The sequence below is a fragment of the Streptomyces europaeiscabiei genome (assembly GCF_036346855.1).
Taxonomy (GTDB): domain Bacteria; phylum Actinomycetota; class Actinomycetes; order Streptomycetales; family Streptomycetaceae; genus Streptomyces; species Streptomyces europaeiscabiei.
The window spans coordinates 6,548,601-6,564,343 of the sequence record NZ_CP107841.1 but is presented as its reverse complement, the minus strand read 5'-3'; the positions used below and the strand labels follow the sequence as shown (position 1 = coordinate 6,564,343).

The 15,743-nt window shown below is 71.2% G+C and carries 15 protein-coding genes and 1 riboswitch; of the genes, 3 read left to right on the top strand and 12 right to left on the bottom strand.

From position 1 onward, the window contains the following. Positions 1 to 64: 64 nt before the first annotated feature. Positions 65 to 661 carry a 2'-5' RNA ligase family protein gene (locus tag OG858_RS28785; RefSeq protein WP_086747413.1) on the bottom strand — a complete coding sequence of 199 codons (597 nt, stop codon included), beginning with the start codon at positions 659 to 661 and terminating at the stop codon, positions 65 to 67. A 182-nt stretch (positions 662 to 843) separates the two neighbouring features. Next, positions 844 to 1,857, bottom strand: coding sequence for a tryptophan--tRNA ligase (gene trpS, locus OG858_RS28780; protein ID WP_046706673.1), 1,014 nt, complete (start codon positions 1,855 to 1,857; stop codon positions 844 to 846). A gap of 100 nt (positions 1,858 to 1,957) precedes the next feature. Here trpS and OG858_RS28775 point away from each other — a divergent pair, with 100 nt between their 5' ends. The 3 genes from OG858_RS28775 to OG858_RS28765 all read left to right on the top strand — a co-directional run bounded on the left by OG858_RS28775 (position 1,958) and on the right by OG858_RS28765 (position 4,392). Continuing rightward, positions 1,958 to 2,578, top strand: a complete 621-nt coding sequence (locus OG858_RS28775; protein WP_327724775.1) for an RNA polymerase sigma factor — start codon at positions 1,958 to 1,960, stop codon at positions 2,576 to 2,578. Positions 2,579 to 2,690: 112 nt separating this feature from the next. Next, positions 2,691 to 3,542 carry a hypothetical protein gene (locus tag OG858_RS28770; protein ID WP_086747421.1) on the top strand — a complete coding sequence of 284 codons (852 nt, stop codon included), beginning with the start codon at positions 2,691 to 2,693 and terminating at the stop codon, positions 3,540 to 3,542. A 142-nt stretch (positions 3,543 to 3,684) separates the two neighbouring features. Then, positions 3,685 to 4,392, top strand: a complete 708-nt coding sequence (locus OG858_RS28765) for a hypothetical protein (RefSeq protein WP_256960275.1) — start codon at positions 3,685 to 3,687, stop codon at positions 4,390 to 4,392. An 18-nt stretch (positions 4,393 to 4,410) separates the two neighbouring features. Here OG858_RS28765 and OG858_RS28760 read toward each other — a convergent pair whose 3' ends face one another. From OG858_RS28760 to OG858_RS28715, 10 genes are all read right to left on the bottom strand, one after another. Next, positions 4,411 to 5,859, bottom strand: coding sequence for a glycine hydroxymethyltransferase (locus tag OG858_RS28760; protein WP_086747416.1), 1,449 nt, complete (start codon positions 5,857 to 5,859; stop codon positions 4,411 to 4,413). A gap of 31 nt (positions 5,860 to 5,890) precedes the next feature. Beyond that, positions 5,891 to 5,978, bottom strand: a riboswitch (ZMP/ZTP riboswitch). Positions 5,979 to 6,128: 150 nt separating this feature from the next. Beyond that, positions 6,129 to 7,313 carry a glutathionylspermidine synthase family protein gene (locus tag OG858_RS28755; RefSeq protein WP_086747417.1) on the bottom strand — a complete coding sequence of 395 codons (1,185 nt, stop codon included), beginning with the start codon at positions 7,311 to 7,313 and terminating at the stop codon, positions 6,129 to 6,131. Positions 7,314 to 7,334: 21 nt separating this feature from the next. Then, positions 7,335 to 7,721 (bottom strand): hypothetical protein, encoded by a 387-nt coding sequence (locus tag OG858_RS28750; protein ID WP_319068113.1) that lies wholly within the window; start codon positions 7,719 to 7,721, stop codon positions 7,335 to 7,337. 361 nt (positions 7,722 to 8,082) lie between these two features. Then, a complete protein-coding gene (locus tag OG858_RS28745; protein WP_319265947.1) occupies positions 8,083 to 8,448 on the bottom strand; it encodes a hypothetical protein in 366 nt (121 codons plus the stop codon). A 36-nt stretch (positions 8,449 to 8,484) separates the two neighbouring features. After that, on the bottom strand, positions 8,485 to 8,904 hold the full coding sequence (locus OG858_RS28740) for a hypothetical protein (protein WP_319265949.1): 420 nt from the start codon (positions 8,902 to 8,904) through the stop codon (positions 8,485 to 8,487). A gap of 126 nt (positions 8,905 to 9,030) precedes the next feature. Beyond that, the gene (locus OG858_RS28735; RefSeq protein ID WP_037694352.1) at positions 9,031 to 10,020 is read right to left on the bottom strand and encodes a malate dehydrogenase; all 990 of its coding nucleotides are present in this window, start codon (positions 10,018 to 10,020) and stop codon (positions 9,031 to 9,033) included. Between the two features lie 736 nt (positions 10,021 to 10,756). After that, positions 10,757 to 12,157, bottom strand: coding sequence for a helix-turn-helix domain-containing protein (locus OG858_RS28730; RefSeq protein WP_319265952.1), 1,401 nt, complete (start codon positions 12,155 to 12,157; stop codon positions 10,757 to 10,759). A gap of 750 nt (positions 12,158 to 12,907) precedes the next feature. Beyond that, on the bottom strand, positions 12,908 to 13,411 hold the full coding sequence (locus OG858_RS28725; RefSeq protein ID WP_328544282.1) for a helix-turn-helix domain-containing protein: 504 nt from the start codon (positions 13,409 to 13,411) through the stop codon (positions 12,908 to 12,910). A 571-nt stretch (positions 13,412 to 13,982) separates the two neighbouring features. Next, positions 13,983 to 14,531, bottom strand: coding sequence for a DUF3017 domain-containing protein (locus OG858_RS28720; RefSeq protein ID WP_256960741.1), 549 nt, complete (start codon positions 14,529 to 14,531; stop codon positions 13,983 to 13,985). A gap of 274 nt (positions 14,532 to 14,805) precedes the next feature. After that, complete coding sequence (locus tag OG858_RS28715; RefSeq protein WP_319068106.1) at positions 14,806 to 15,660, bottom strand: bifunctional methylenetetrahydrofolate dehydrogenase/methenyltetrahydrofolate cyclohydrolase; 855 nt, start codon at positions 15,658 to 15,660, stop codon at positions 14,806 to 14,808. Between the last annotated feature and the right edge of the window lie 83 nt (positions 15,661 to 15,743).

The window sequence follows — 15,743 nt, the reverse complement described above, 5'->3', positions numbered from 1 at the left end:
CGGGGAACCGCGCGAGCATCCTCCGCGCGCCCGCACCCGCCGGACAGCCCGAATCCCCGAGCTGTCAGGCGCCCGCTCCACCCAGCGGCAGCGTCGCCGTGTCCCCCACCGGCGCCCCCGCCTGCGGCGGGACGACCGACCCTCCGAACGTGAACTCGCGCAGCTTGCGCCAGACCCCGTCGGGACCCTGCTCGTAGAGCGCGAACCCGGTGCAGGGCCACTGGGCCTCGTACGCGGCGAGCTCCTCGAACGCCCGGTCCATCGCCTCCTCGGCGATGCCGTGCGCCACGGTGACATGCGGGTGGTACGGGAAGTTCAGCTCCCGCGCCACCGGGCCCGAGGGGTCCCGCACCTGCTCCTGCAGCCAGGTGCAGGCCTCGGACCCCTCCACGACCCGCACGAACACGACGGGTGACACCGGGCGGAATGTTCCCGTGCCGGACAGTCGCATCGGGAAGGGCCGACCGGCCGCCGCGACCTCGGTGAGGTACGTCTCGATCTCCGGCAGCGTGGTGGCCTCGACCTCGGTCGGCCCCACCAGCGTGACATGGGTGGGGATGCCGTGAGCCGCGGCGTCGCCGAAGCCCGCGCGCAGCTCCTGGAGCTGGCTGCCGTGGGGCTCCGGGACCGCGATCGACACGCCGATCGTTACGGTCCCCACGTCGTCTCCTGTCGTCGTGTCATGCGAGTTGTCGTAGTCCTTGCAGGGCGCGGTCCGTCGCACCGGCTATCGACTGTACGGCCACGGCGGTGTTCCGGGCAGGCGCAGCGGGAGTGATGTGCGGCGCTGTCGGTGGTGCGACGGGTGGTGCGATCGGCGCTCTGGGGCAGAGGCGGAGCGGCTCAGTGCTTGGCGGGCAGGAAACCCACCCTGTCGTACGCCTGGGAGAGCGTCTCCGCGGCGACGGCGCGCGCCTTCTCGGCCCCCTTGGCCAGGATCGAGTCGAGCGTCTCCGGGTCGTCCAGATACTGCTGGGTGCGCTCCCGGAAAGGCGTCACGAACTCGACCATGGCCTCGGCGAGGTCCGTCTTGAGCGCACCGTAGCCCTTGCCGACGTACTTCTGCTCCAGTTCCCCGATACCCGCACCGGTCAGGGTCGAGTAGATGCTCAGCAGGTTGCTGACGCCCGGCTTCTCCGCGGTGTCGAAGCGGATCACCGTGTCGGTGTCGGTGACCGCGCTCTTGACCTTCTTGGCGGTGACCTTCGGGTCGTCGAGCAGGTTGATCAACCCCTTCGGGGTCGATGCCGACTTGCTCATCTTGATCGCGGGGTCCTGAAGGTCGTAGATCTTCGCCGTCTCCTTCAGGATGTACGGCTTCGGGATCGTGAAGGTCTCGCCGAAGCGGCCGTTGAAGCGCTCGGCGAGGTCACGGGTGAGCTCGATGTGCTGGCGCTGGTCCTCGCCGACCGGCACCTCGTTCGCCTGGTACAGCAGGATGTCCGCGACCTGGAGGATCGGGTACGTGAAGAGGCCGACGCTCGCTCGGTCGGCACCCTGCTTGGCGGACTTGTCCTTGAACTGGGTCATACGGGAGGCCTCGCCGAAGCCCGTGAGGCAGTTCATGACCCAGCCGAGCTGGGCGTGCTCGGGGACGTGGCTCTGGACGAAGAGCGTGCAGCGCTCCGGGTCGAGACCGGCTGCGAGCAGCTGCGCGGCGGCGAGCCGGGTGTTGGCGCGCAGGTCGGCGGGGTCCTGCGCGACGGTGATCGCGTGCAGGTCGACGACCATGTAGAACGCGTCGTGGGACTCCTGCAGAGCCACCCACTGGCGGACGGCGCCGAGGTAGTTGCCGAGGTGGAACGAGCCGGCGGTGGGCTGGATGCCGGACAGCACGCGGGGTCGGTCAGAAGCCATGCTCACCATTCTCTCAGGTATCCGGGCCCGTTCCGGAACCGACCGGAAACAGATGTGACACGGGTGGGAACCGATCGGGCTCGGGCGGTGTACCCATTTTGTGAGAACGCGGGAGGGGGGCCGCATCGTCGATGAGGCCGCGGTGATCGCACGCGTACGGGCCGGGGAGCCGGAGGCGTATGCGGAGCTGGTGCGTGCCCACACGGGCATCGCGCTGCGGGCGGCCCGGGCGCTCGGCGCCGGTGCGGACGCGGAGGACGTGGTGCAGCAGGCCTTCTTCAAGGCGTACTGCTCACTGAGCCGCTTCCGGGACGGCGCCGCGTTCCGGCCGTGGCTGCTGTCGATCGTGGCCAATGAGACGAGGAACACAGTGCGGACAGCAGGGCGCCAGCGGTCCCTGGCCGACCGGGAGGCGGCCTTCGTCGAGGCCGAGCCGTTGATACCGCCCTCGGCCGACCCGGCGGTCGCAGCGCTGGAGATAGAGCGCCGCGTCGCGCTCCTGAGTGCCCTGGAGAAGCTGCGCGAGGAACACCGGCTGGTGGTCACCTACCGCTACCTGCTGGAGATGGACGAGCCCGAGACGGCCGCCGCCCTGGGCTGGCCCCGGGGCACGGTGAAGTCCCGCCTGAGCCGGGCGCTGCGCAAGCTGGGCCGCCTGCTGCCGGAGTTCGAACCGGGCCCAGCCCTGGGGCGGACGGGAGGAGGTGATGGGGGTGAGTGAGCCGGACAGGGCGGACAGGCCGGACAGGCCGGACAGGCCGGACAGGGCGGACAGGGCGGACAGGGCGGACAGGCCGGACAGGCCGGACAGGTACGAGTACCGGGACCGGGAGATCACGGAGGGTGAGGGTCGTGACGCCCGGCTGCCCGAGGAGTTGCGGGCGCTCGGGCGGGCACTGGACCGGCCGGGGGCCGACGGGGACGAGACCATGGTCGAGCGGGTCCTGCAGCAGATACTCGCCGTGGGGGTACCACCCACGCCCTCCGGGCAGTGGGGGAGAGTGCCGAGCCCGGTGGCCGATCCGCCGGGGGCCGGGGAGTGGCTGCGGGCGGTGCGCCGGTGGGCGGTGTTCCGCCGACGCGCGCTGACGGCCGCGCTGTGCGGGCTGCTCACCGTGCTCGTCCTCACGCCCCCGGTGCGGGCGGCGGTGGCGGACTGGTTCCACTTCGGCGGCGTCGAGGTGCGGTACGACCCGTCGGCGACGCCTTCGCCCGGTCCCCAGGTGCCGGGCTGCCCGGACCCGGTCCCGCTCGCCGAGGCCGGGCGACGGGCGGGGTTCGCCCCGCTGGTGCCGGGCGCGCTGGGTGCCCCGGACGCGGTGTCCGTGACACGGGCGCCGAAGGACCGCTTCGTGATCACCCTGTGCTGGGACGAGCGGGGGCACACCGTCCGGCTCGACGAGTACGCGGCCCGGCTGGCACCCGAGTACGGCAAGACCGTGGCGGGTGAGCAGGCCGTCGAGTGGGTCGAGCTGAGCAGAAGCACGTACCCCGGCGCGCTGTGGTTCCCCGAGCCGCACCTCCTGCGCTTCTGGATGACCTCCGAGGACGGATCCCGCTTCACCCGCTCCGAGCGCACGGCGGGGCCCACCCTGCTGTGGGTCCACGACGACACGTTCACGCTGCGGCTGGAGGGCGTGGCGTCGAAGGCGCGGGCGCGGGAGATCGCGGAGTCATTGGGTTGATCGGTCCCGCCGGGGTGGGAACCCCGGCGGTTCGAGCGGTGTACCAGGAATGACACCGCGAGTGCGGACGGGCCGCACCGGGATCGATCGGGGGTGTCGGATGCGTGGACTGCGACAACTGGCGGCGGCGGTAGGCGGGTTGATGACCGCTCTGGCCCTGCTCCTGCTGGGGGCGCCGCCCTCGGCCGCGGGCGGGCCGACCAGCGTGCTGCTGGTCTCACCGACCAGTCAGCGGACGGCTTCGCTGTACGGCACGGAGAAGCAGTACGAATTTCTGGGGAGGCTCCTGGCCCCTGAGGACTCCGCGTTCGACGGGAACCGGGAGGAGGCTCCGGAGTGGGCAAGGGGGGACACATTCGGAGAGAGGATCAGCGACATGGTCACCGTGACGTGGATGTTCCCCGGTGGGAGGCCCTGGCGGGTGGACGAGCTGTATACGGCATCGCCCGACACCAAGGACGTCTGGATCCACACGGACCTGGACGTCGCGAAGGGCACCGGTGCTTCGGGCGAAGGCATCTGGCACAAGGCGAAGCAGTCGGAGGAGCTGCGCACGCTGCTTCAAGGACTCGGGGTGCTGGGCGAGGCCTCCGGCAGCCCGGAGCCGGGCGAACCGTCCTCGGCCGACGCGCTCTCAGGGGCTCGGGCCGACGCCGTCGAGACGGCCGCCGACGCACGGGCCGGGGCAGACGCACCCGATCCGACCGACCTGGCCCGCTGGGCGATACCCGCCCTGGCCCTGGGCCTGCTCCTCGGCTCCGGAGGGGCCACGCTCTGGCTGCGCCGCGCGGCGGCCCGGCACGAGTCCGGACCGCCGCGGGAGCCCCGTCAGGAGCTGCTGGATGCCTGACCGGCGGCGCTGAATGGGTCAGCCGAGGTCGATCTCCGGGTACAGCGGGAAGCCGGCGACGAGGTCGGTGGCACGGCGGGAGATCTCGTCGGCGACCTTCGCGTCGAGGATGTGCTGGGCCTTGGAGGGGGCGCCGGACTTGGTGGTGCCGGGCTCCGTGGTGGTGAGGACACGGTCGATCAGGCCGGCGACCTCGTCCATCTCGGCGGTGCCCAGACCACGCGTGGTCAGCGCGGGCGTACCGATGCGGATGCCTGAGGTGTACCAGGCGCCGTTGGGGTCGGCCGGGATGGCGTTGCGGTTGGTGACGATGCCGGAGTCGAGCAGTGCGGCCTCGGCCTGGCGGCCGGTGAGACCGTAGGAGGTGGCGACGTCGATCAGGTTGAGGTGGTTGTCGGTTCCGCCGGTGACCAGGGAGGCGCCCCGGCGCATCAGGCCCTCGGCGAGGGCGCGGGAGTTGTCGACGATGCGCTGGGCGTAGTCCTGGAAGGCGGGCCGGCGGGCCTCGGCGAGGGCTACGGCCTTGGCGGCCATGACGTGCGGGAGGGGGCCGCCGAGGACCATCGGGCAGCCGCGGTCGACCTGGTCCTTGAGGGAGTCGTCGCACAGGACCATGCCGCCTCGCGGGCCGCGCAGCGACTTGTGGGTGGTCGTGGTGACGATCTGGGCGTGCGGCACCGGGTCGAAGTCGCCGGTGAGGACCTTGCCGGCGACGAGGCCCGCGAAGTGCGCCATGTCCACCATCAGCGTGGCGCCGACCTCGTCGGCGATCTCGCGCATGATCCGGAAGTTCACGAGACGGGGGTAGGCGGAGTAGCCGGCGACGATGATCAGCGGCTTGAAGTCACGGGCGGAGGCGCGCAGGGCCTCGTAGTCGATGAGGCCGGTGGCGGGGTCGGTTCCGTAGGAGCGCTGGTCGAACATCTTGCCGGAGATGTTCGGGCGGAAGCCGTGGGTGAGGTGGCCGCCGGCGTCCAGGGACATGCCGAGCATGCGCTGGTTGCCGAAGGCCTGGCGGAGTTCGGCCCAGTCGGCCTCGGAGAGGTCGTTGACCTGGCGGACGCCGCTCTTCTCCAGGAAGGGGACCTCGACGCGGTCGGCGAGGACGGACCAGAAGGCCACGAGGTTGGCGTCGATGCCGGAGTGCGGCTGGACGTAGGCGTGGCGGGCGCCGAAGAGTTCCCTGGCGTGCTCGGCGGCGAGTGACTCGACGGTGTCGACGTTGCGGCAGCCGGCGTAGAAGCGGCGGCCGACGGTGCCCTCGGCGTACTTGTCGCTGAACCAGTTGCCCATGGCCAGGAGGGTGGCCGGGGAGGCGTAGTTCTCGGAGGCGATCAGCTTGAGCATCTCGCGCTGGTCGGTGACCTCCTGGCCGATGGCGTCGGCCACACGCGGCTCGACGGCGCGGATCACATCGAGGGCGGCACGGAAGGCGGTGGACTCGTGGGAGAGGGGCTCGGCTGACATGGGGACCTCCGGACGTTGCGTTCAGCGTTCACGGTACGGCCCAGGCGCACGGCACTCATCTTCCCGAGCCGCTCCCCGATGGTCCGTCCCATCCCAGCGCGCCAGTCACGGCCCGCTGATCACCCTATCGGTCGCCGTGGACGCCCGGACCCGGGCGTCCACCATACGAACGACGCCGCTGCGCTCGGGCAGCCGTTTCGGAAGCGTCGGCAGCGGTCTGCGGCTCCGTTTCGGCTGGTCGCGCAGTTCCCTGCGCCTCTCGGGGCGCGCTAGAGGATCACGTGCGGGAGGAAGCGGGCGTACTCGTCCGTGACCAGACCCGAGGACTCCCGGATGCCGAGGCCCGCCGACTCGCTCTCGACGACCCAGGCGCCGAGGACGACGTGGTGGCCGTCGAAGGTCGGGAGCGGGGCCAACTCCTGGTAGCAGCAGGGCTCTTCACGGAGGACGGGGTCGGCGCCCGGTTCGTGGAGGGTGACGCCGGCGCCCTCGCGGCCGAGGAGGGGCTTGGCGACATAGCCGGCGGTGGTGGCCAGTTCGCGGGGGCCGTCGAGATAGGCGGGGAGGAGGTTGGGGTGACCGGGGTACAGCTCCCAGAGGACGGCGAGGAGAGCCTTGTTGCTGAGGAGCATCTTCCAGGCGGGTTCGATCCACATCGTGGTCCCGGTGCCACCGCCGTTGTCGAGGGTGGCGAGGACGTGAGGGGCGAAGCGGTCGGTGGTCAGCCACTCCCAGGGGTAGAGCTTGAAGACGCTGCGGATGAAGCGGAGCTTCTTGTCGACGAAGCGGTCGGAAAGGCGGTCCCAGCCGATGTCCTCCATGGAGATCCAGTCGGTGTCGAGGCCGGCCTGTTCGGCGGTCTCCTTCAGGTAGGCGACCGTCATCAGGTCCTCGCCGAGTTCGTCGCCTGCGGAGTGCGCGAAGTAGAGGGGGCTGCCCGGCGGGAGGAGGGGGGACTGTTTCTTCCAGGCGTCGACGAGGCGTTCGTGGAGGGAGTTCCACTGGTCGGCGCCCGGGAAGCGTTCCTCCATCCAGAACCACTGGGGGCCGGCCGCCTCGACGAGCGAGGTCGGGGTGTCGGCGTTGTACTCCAGCAGCTTGGCCGGGCCGGTCCCGTCGTAGCGGAGGTCGAAGCGGCCGTACACGGACGGCAGTTCGGCCCGTCGTCGCCATGCCTCGGCGACGAGGCCGACGAGGCGCGGGTCGGTGATGCCAAGGTCGGCGAAGTGGTCCTGCTCGACGATGTGCGCGGCCGCCGCCAGGCACATGCCGTGCAGTTCCTCGACGACCTCCTCCAGCGCCTCGACCTCGGGAAGCGAGAAGACGTAGTACGCGCTCTCGTCCCAGTACGGGCGCAGGGAACCGTCCGGGTGGCGGGTCAGCGGGTAGATGAGCCCCTGCTCCTCGACGGTCTCCTGCCAGCCCGGCCGGGGTTCGATGGTGCGGCGTTCCATGGTTCTGCCTCGTCCGCCGGATCAGCCGCCGCTGGAGCCGGAGCCGTCGCCGTCGCCCGAGCAGCCGAAGCCGTCGCGGTCCACGGCCTCGCTGCGGCTGAAGGTGCCGTCGTCGGCCCGGCCGCCACTGACGTCCGCGTCGTAGTACCAGGCGGCGTCGACCGAACCGGCCTGCTGCCGGTTGCCGCTGCTGTTGCTCTTGCGGTTCTTGCCGTACGACGACGAACTGGAGCCCGCATTGCAGTTCTTGTCAGCGATGATCTTGTAGCCGTTGGCGAAGTCGTAGCTGTCGCGGTCCACGCAACGGCGGTCCGGATCGGAACCGCAGGAGGTCAGGGCCGCCGCGACGACGCCCATTCCACCGAGTACGACCGTGCTGGACCGCAGCCGCCTGCGCTGTTCTCCCATGTGTGCTCCCCCGTCGGGCCCATGGACCCTGCTGTACCGGGGCCGGTTCGCGATGCGGTACGCGACGACCGGCCGACGCCTTATGTGCGCTTTATCGGCGCTCAGACTAGTGATCGACTCCGGGAGGAGGTCAACCGGGTGCGGAGGCGGAGCCACGGACGGCGGATCGATTCGAGAAGCGGCTCGCGACGCCACGATGACAGTGGAGGTGGAGGTGGCCGGCGCGCGGCCCCGTCCCCGAGATGCCGGAGCCGGTTCGGGTTTCGGTTCGGGTTCGGGTTCGGGCTCGGGCTCGGGTTCCGTCGGGGCTCGGGTTCCGTCGGGGCTCGGCGTGGGCCCGGCCTCGTACGCCGTTGCGCGCTCAACCTCGTACGCAGGTCGCCCCGGACGGACACAGGGACGTGACCACCATCGTGACCGGTTCGCGCAGTTCGTCGAGCGGGGTCGACTCGGGGGCGCTGAGGCGGACTCCGTAGATCTTGTCGTCGGCCGTGCGGAAGCGGTGGTCGATGACCTGACGGGGGCCCAGCTCTCCTTCGCCGTCGAAGCGGTAGACGACCTCGGAGTAGCTGTCGTCCGGGGCGGAACGGTCGAGGACGCGATAGCCGGGGAGGCGGGCGAAGCCGTAGTTCTCGTTCTCGGCCAGGTCCATGGACTCGGCGGGGGTGCCCTCGCTGACCCGGAAGAGCTGGAGGATCCGGCTGCCGTCCGGGGAGTCGTACGTCACGACCGCGGGCTTGTCCGTCGGCGTCTTCGCGGTGCGTCAGCCGGAGGGGACATCGACGGTGAAGCCGGCCGGGTCGTCGGAGTGCACGTAGCCGGAGGCGCCACCCGGGTCGGAGTCCGTGTCCGTATCGGTATCCGTATCAGTGTCCGACTGCTTCGGCGTGGCCGGGCCGGTGTTCCCGCCGTCCTCCGGGCCCGCCGCCGAGACGGAGGGCGAGGGCGTCGACGTGGCGCTGTCGGTGGAGGTCGTACGGGTCGTGCCGTCGTCCCGGGACAGGGTCCACACCCCGAACCCTGCGCCGCCGCCGAGCAGCGCGGCAAGGACGATGACGGCGGTCGTGCGCGACCACGGGCTGCCACGTCCGGGCGGGTCGTCCACCCAGCGTCCTTGGTGCGGGTCCCAGCTCGTCATGTCGTCCCCCTTGCCGCCGTCGGCGTTCTCACGACGTGCGTTCACCGACGATAGCGGCGTACACGCCGAACAGGCCCCGTCCTGGTCGAAACCGGGACAGGGCCTGCGAGAACAAGCTATTGGACGTCGAATGCGAGTACGTCGACGCTACGGCGTCGGCCGCAGGACGGCTCAGATGAGGCCGAGCGCGCGGACCGCGTCGCGCTCCTCCGCCAGCTCCTGGACCGAGGCGTCGATGCGGGCGCGGGAGAACTCGTTGATCTCCAGGCCCTGGACGATCTCGTACTTGCCGTCCTTGACGGTGACGGGGAAGGAGGAGATGAGACCCTCGGCCACACCGTACGAACCGTCGGACGGGATGCCCATGGAGGCCCAGTCGCCCTCGGCGGTGCCGTTGACCCAGGTGTAGATGTGGTCGATGGCGGCGTTGGCGGCGGAGGCGGCCGACGAGGCGCCACGGGCCTCGATGATGGCGGCGCCACGCTTGGCGACGGTCGGGATGAAGTCCTCGGCGAGCCACTTCTCGTCATTGACGACCTCGGCGGCGTTCTTGCCGGCGACCGTGGCGTGGAAGATGTCCGGGTACTGGGTCGCGGAGTGGTTGCCCCAGATCGTGAGCCTCTGGATCTCGGAGACCGGGACGCCCGTCTTCTTCGACAGCTGGGTCAGCGCGCGGTTGTGGTCCAGGCGGGTCATCGCGGTGAAGCGCTCGGCCGGGACGTCCGGCGCGGCGGCCTGGGCGATCAGGGCGTTGGTGTTGGCCGGGTTGCCGACGACCAGGACCTTGATGTCGTCCGCGGCGTTGTCGTTGATGGCCTTGCCCTGCGGCTTGAAGATGCCGCCGTTGGCCTCGAGGAGGTCACCGCGCTCCATGCCCTTGGTGCGGGGGCGGGCGCCGACGAGCAGGCCCACGTTGGCGCCGTCGAAGGCGACGTTCGGGTCGTCCGTGATGTCGATGCCCTGAAGGAGCGGGAAGGCGCAGTCGTCAAGCTCCATGGCGGTGCCCTCGGCGGCCTTCAGCGCCGGCGTGATCTCCAGCAGGCGGAGCTTGACCGGCACGTCCGCGCCGAGCAGCTGGCCGGAGGCGATGCGGAAGAGCAGGGCGTAACCGATCTGGCCGGCCGCGCCGGTGACGGTGACGTTCACGGGAGTGCGGGTCATGGCGTTCTCCGTATGACAGCTGGCGGTGGGGCGTCCCTGCCCCTGGCGGGACGTACAAATGATCGATCTCTTGGCGTCAAGAGAGATCGGTGGTCAGGCTACCGCGCATCCGGGATGCCGGACGGCCGGGGTTCGTGTGGCCCAGCCCACAAGTCGCTCCGCACTGCCGCTCCGTGGCGAGGGCGACACGAAAAGGCGGCCGCCGGTCCGGGGGGAGGACCAGGGCGGCCGCCTTTGTGGGGGTGCCGGGCCGGGAGGGGAGGGGGTACCGATCTCCCGGGCGGGCCGGACTCCCGTGGGGGTACTGTCCGCATGCCCCGGAGTTCGACGGGCATTCCACTTACGCCGAGATTACTTTTACGGCAACGACGAATACGGTGTGTCACGCGCCTGGCGGCCCGTGGGAGCCGGTCGCGCGCTCCCCACGCCTCCATGGGGGCGCTCCGGCGCGCCCCCTTCCGTCCCGCTACCGGGATTCATCGCAGTGCGTCGGGCTTCAGTCCGGTGGTGCGGCGAATTTGATGGCTGCGACGTGGAGCGTTGCAGGTTCTTGTCCGGCGGAGCCGGATGACGTGTTCCTCACCCGTGGCACGGAGCGTCGCGAGGCCGGTCCCGGCGGAGGCCGGGCGATGCTCACACGGGCCGGTTCTGCTGTTCGTCCGAAGACTGTGCCGCGTAGCGGCACAGCAACGGATGGGAAAGCCAGAATCCTCGGGCTTTCAGCCCGAGGAGCAAGTCAACCCGTGCAGCCCTTCAGGCCCGACGCCAGTGTCGCGCAGGCCGTGGCCTCGCCCGCGTCCTTCACGGCGATCATCTGGGTGTAGGCGATGTTGTCGCCGGCCGCTTCGATGGCGGCGGTCCGCTTGGTCATGCCGACCGCGACCTGGACCTCGTCGCCCTGGGCGGCACCGGTGATGCGGGCCCAGGCGGCCTGGCAGGTCTTGCTGTAGCGGACCTCGACCCTCGTGGTGCCCACCGTGGCCTCGTCGGCGGTCCGCACGAGGTTGCCGATGCACCCCATGGTCTCCGGGTCCTTGCCGTCGCAGTCCTTGCCGCTGCACTTCACTCCGGCCGGCAGGTCGGGGTTCGCGCCGATCGAGGTCGACGGTGAGGTGGGCGGCTTGTCCTCCGCCTGGTCCTTCCCGTCACCGTTGGTGAGGAAGAAGGCCGCCGCGATCACGACGAGCGCGCCGACGGCTCCCGCGAGGAACATCGTCACGCGCCGCTTCGGCTGGGAGTCGCCGTCGCCGGAACGGCCGTCGCCGGAACGGCCGCTGCCGCCGCCCGGCGGCGGGCCGAAGACACCGGACGGCATCGAGGCTCCACCGAGAACCTGGGCACCACCGGGGACCGACGCGCCGGCCGGGACGCGGGACGAGGCCGACGGCGAGGCCGCGGCCGCGGAACCCGAGGAGGGCGGCCCCCCGGCCAGGCCCGACGGCGACGACGACCACGACGAAGTCGACGGCGATGGCGTCGACGGGGCCGACGACGGCGTGACACCCCAGCTGACACGCGACGCGCCGCCGGCGATCGGCCCCGCCCCGCCGCCCCCGCCGTACGGCGGGACGGAGGAAGAGGAGGACGAGGAGGACGAGGAGGACGAGGAGGACGGTGACGAGGTGGACGGCTTGGCCGAACCCCCGTACGGCGGCCGGGAGATCCGGTCGCCTTCCGAGGAGCGCGGCTGCGCCGGCACCGTCGGCGAGACGCCCGCCGGACCGGCCACGCCCGGTGTCGCGGTCGCGCTCCGGCTCCCCCTGCCGTTCCTGCCGCCCTTGACGGTGGACTGGCCGCCCGTCTCGCCCAGGGCGGCGCGCGCCTGGGAGATGCGGATCGCCTCCATGGTCATGTCATGGCGCATCTCCGAACGGCTCCAGGCCCGCTCGGCCAGCTCCCACATGGTGGTCAGATGGACGGGATCGGTACCGGTCACCTCGGCCAACGCTACGATCGCGCCTTTCGGCGCGAGCAGTCTGCCGTTGAGATACCGCTCCCAGGACGTCTTGCTGTAGCCCGTGCGGTCGGCCACCGCGGCGATGCTCAGTCCACTGCGGTCGACGAGCCGGCGCAGCTGGCCCGCGAACTCCCTGACCTGTGGATCGAGCTCATCGGGCAAGGCCCTCCAACGAGGCATTGCTTCCCCCCTCTTCCCCCCGTACGACTCTCCGTACGACTCTGGACTTTCCCCCCGCGCCCACTGCCCCTGCGCCGCGCATGATGCCCTCGCTGAATCCTGGTCCGGGAGCCGGCTAGAGGCTCTCTCCGGAGCCCCGTTCTGGCCTACCCATTGGGATGCGCCCAGTCAGGATGCCAGTTCCCTGGAAAGGGGCGTGCGGGAGCATTTCGGGCGGGGCTGCGCGCCTCTGCACGCCCCCCAACGGGCCTGCGGTCCAGTGTCCCATCGGCATCCCGGATTTCCGGACGGAATGACAGGTCCACACGCGGGACATCCCTGACCATCCCAAATGCCCACATTAGCCCTGGTGTTGAGCGGAGCGGTGCCACATCCTCGAACCTGTCAACACATCGGCACAACGACCACACATGCACAGTCGCACGAGTCGAACGAGGACTCGTTCGCCTCGCACACACCAGCGGGCGCCTCGGCACTCCTACACCTCGTCGGGGCGGCCGGGGCTCCTGCGGACCGTGTGCGTCAGTGAACGCCGGAAGCTCGACGTGGACCAGGGGCATCACACGCAAGGTCACCTACCCGGGCCTGAGCACGGGGTGACCTTCGAGCCGCACGACGGCGAGTACTACGTCAGGACCGGCTCGAAGTGGAAGGTCGCCGCGTGCAACCGGCGCGACTGAGGGGCGTGTGGGCGCCGACCGGTGACGGCGGATTCCGCCGGCGCCGGTGGACCCACCGGGCGAGGAGCCGTCACAGCAGCGTGACGGCCCCTGTCAGCGCGGCGCCGACGAGGGCCAGGGCCATCAGGACGGCGAGGGCCGCGTAGAGGGCGATACGGCCAGGTGGGCGGGGGTCCGGCTCGTCGACGGGGGTGTCCCACCAGGGGCGCGTGGGGTCGTCCTCGTACGCCTCCGCCCCGGCCCGCTCCCCTGCCCCGGCCCCCACGGGATGCGGCGGCAGGGACGGGGGCACCGTCTGGGGCGCCGGGCGCGGCCAGGCCCGCACGGCCAGTTCCCAGCGCACCCCGAAGCGTTCGGCATCCTCCTCCGCGACCCGGCACAGGGCGACGACCGCCTGCCGGGGCGGGGGCTGGGTGCCGTTGAGGTATCGCTGCCAGGAGGACTTGCTGTACGCGGTGCGCGCGCCGAGCGCGACGAGACTGAGTCCCGTGCGGTCCTTCAGCAGGCGCAGTTGCTCGACGAAATGCTGTACCTCCGGAGGGAGTTCGTCCGGCAGCGGCTGCCAGGCGCTCATCGGCTGCCTCCTCGGTTCAAGAGCGGGTCTGAGCAGGTGACGACGGTCGCGGGTGAACCGGTTCCCACCGCAACGGACGCGGGCCGCCTCGGCGGGCGGACAGCGCGAGGAGTGACACGGCACGGATGGCGTCATGAGGCGAAGCGAAGGGTGTACTGAGGGGCGCGTGAGGCGACCCGCGCGCCCACTTGCAGGCGTCCACGCCCCGCTCACGGGCGTCCGCGCGCCCCGCTCACGGGCGTCCGCGCGCCCCGCTCACGGGCGTCCGCGCCCCGGCTTCCAGGCGCCCGCCCCGATATCAGGGCGCGCCCGCGCCCCGCATCGAGACAACCCGGGCGCCGGCTTCGAGCGCCCGTGACGCATGCCGTGATGACGTCCGGGTGCCGTCGTCGTCGCCCGGTGCGGACACCTTGGCGGAATGGTCACTTCCGTGCCACAGCGGGCTGACAGGTGTTGAACGGGGCGTTCGCCGTGCAGGAACGTGGAACGCGACGGCGGTCCGTCCTTACTCGGGGGAGGGGACGGACCGCCGTCGCGTGCGCTCGGGACCGGGGGCGGTGCGGCAGCGGCCTCAGCCCGCCTCGTCGCCCACGGTGAAGTGCAGAGTGTCCTTGAGGAACGGGATCTCCAGCAACGGCTTCGGCTGGGCCATCAGCGCGAGGAGCACGATGGCGGTGCCCAGGACGATGTACGTGGCCATGTCGGTGAAACGGGAGCGGACCGCGAGCATGCCGACGTCCCGGACGGACCAGCGCAGCACCGCGCCGGCGAGCAGCGCGGCCCCGATCAGGATCGTGCCGACCCGGAACACGTCGAGCGCGGTGAGCAGCAGCCCGAGCCCCACCGTGGACAGCACGGCGAGGATCGGCCACTGGCGGAAGGGCGCGGGCGCCTCACGCGGCGCCGCCCGGCCGCCGCCCTCGGGCCGTGCGGTGTCCTTGGTGAACATGGGGAAGCGCCGGGTACCGCGAACGGGCTTGCCCTCGGCATCGGGCACGCCGATGTGATCCCGCACCGTGATCTCGCCAGCGGCCTCTGCCTCGGCCGCGCCGGCCGTCCCAGTCGCGTCGGCCGTCCCGGCCTTCCCGGCCGTCCCGGCCGTCCCCGCGGGCCTCGGCATTTCCACCCTCTCCGAAGCTCCAGCCCCGTCCGTCGACTTGGACCGCTCCGCGGCCTCCGACCGGTCAGCCGTCTCCCCGGGCGGCTCGGCGTTCTCCGCGGCCCTCGGAGCTCCCGAAGAACCCTCCGCAGTTCCCGAAGCCCCCGGTTTCACGGACGCCCCCGGTTTCACGGACGCCCCCGGTTTCACCGGGCCGGTCGCCTTCTCCGGCGCCCCCGACACCCCCGACGACTCCGACGCCCGCGGCACCCTCGAAGCGCCCTCCGCCCTGTCGTCAGCCGGCACTGCGCTCCGCCGCCTCGACCACGTTGACGAGCAGCTGGGCGCGGGTCATCGGGCCGACGCCGCCGGGGTTGGGAGAGATCCAGCCGGCGACCTCCGCGACGCCGGGGTGGACGTCGCCGACGATCTTGCCCTCGGCGGAGCGGGAGACACCGACGTCGAGGACGGCGGCACCCGGCTTCACGTCCTCGGGCCGGACGAGGTGGGCCGAGCCTGCCGCGGCGACGATGATGTCCGCCTTCCTCAGGTGCGCGGCCAGGTCACGCGTGCCGGTGTGGCACTGGGTCACCGTCGCGTTCTCGCTGCGCCGGGTGAGCAGCAGCGGCATCGGGCGCCCGATCGTCACACCGCGCCCGACGACCACCACCTCGGCGCCCTTGATCTCGACGCCGTACTGGCGGAGGAGGGTCAGGACACCGTTCGGGGTGCAGGGCAGCGGGGCGGGCTCGTTGAGGACGAGGCGCCCGAGGTTCATCGGGTGCAGGCCGTCCGCGTCCTTGTCGGGGTCCATCAGTTCGAGGATGCGGTTCTCGTCGATGCCCTTGGGGAGGGGCAGCTGGACGATGTAACCAGTGCAGGCGGGGTCCTCGTTGAGTTCCCGCACCACCGCCTCGATCTCCTCCTGGGTCGCGGTCGCGGGCAGTTCCCGCTGGATGGAGGCGATGCCGACCTGTGCGCAGTCGCGGTGCTTGCCCGCGACGTACTTCTGACTTCCGGGGTCTTCGCCGACGAGGATCGTGCCGAGTCCGGGCGTGACGCCCTTCTCCTTCAGCACCGCCACGCGGGCGGTCAGATCGGACTTGATCGCGGCTGCGGTGGCCTTGCCATCGAGAATCTGGGCGCTCATGGCCCCAATCTTCGCGGATGACCGGCGCCGGGTTCCAATCCGGTCACCTGACGGACGCTCTCCCCCGCTTCCGGGCACGCGTC

What these genes read in the sequence shown, in the direction of transcription:
- OG858_RS28730 (WP_319265952.1), bottom strand. Translation starts at nt 12,157, where the DNA reads ATGCCTCGTTGGAGGGCCTTGCCCGATGAGCTCGATCCACAGGTCAGG.
- OG858_RS28750 (WP_319068113.1), bottom strand. Translation starts at nt 7,721, where the DNA reads ATGGGAGAACAGCGCAGGCGGCTGCGGTCCAGCACGGTCGTACTCGGT.
- OG858_RS28725 (WP_328544282.1), bottom strand. Translation starts at nt 13,411, where the DNA reads ATGAGCGCCTGGCAGCCGCTGCCGGACGAACTCCCTCCGGAGGTACAG.
- trpS (WP_046706673.1), bottom strand. Translation starts at nt 1,857, where the DNA reads ATGGCTTCTGACCGACCCCGCGTGCTGTCCGGCATCCAGCCCACCGCC.
- OG858_RS28735 (WP_037694352.1), bottom strand. Translation starts at nt 10,020, where the DNA reads ATGACCCGCACTCCCGTGAACGTCACCGTCACCGGCGCGGCCGGCCAG.
- OG858_RS28720 (WP_256960741.1), bottom strand. Translation starts at nt 14,531, where the DNA reads ATGCCGAGGCCCGCGGGGACGGCCGGGACGGCCGGGAAGGCCGGGACG.
- OG858_RS28765 (WP_256960275.1), top strand. Translation starts at nt 3,685, where the DNA reads ATGACCGCTCTGGCCCTGCTCCTGCTGGGGGCGCCGCCCTCGGCCGCG.
- OG858_RS28755 (WP_086747417.1), bottom strand. Translation starts at nt 7,313, where the DNA reads ATGGAACGCCGCACCATCGAACCCCGGCCGGGCTGGCAGGAGACCGTC.
- OG858_RS28760 (WP_086747416.1), bottom strand. Translation starts at nt 5,859, where the DNA reads ATGTCAGCCGAGCCCCTCTCCCACGAGTCCACCGCCTTCCGTGCCGCC.
- OG858_RS28715 (WP_319068106.1), bottom strand. Translation starts at nt 15,660, where the DNA reads ATGAGCGCCCAGATTCTCGATGGCAAGGCCACCGCAGCCGCGATCAAG.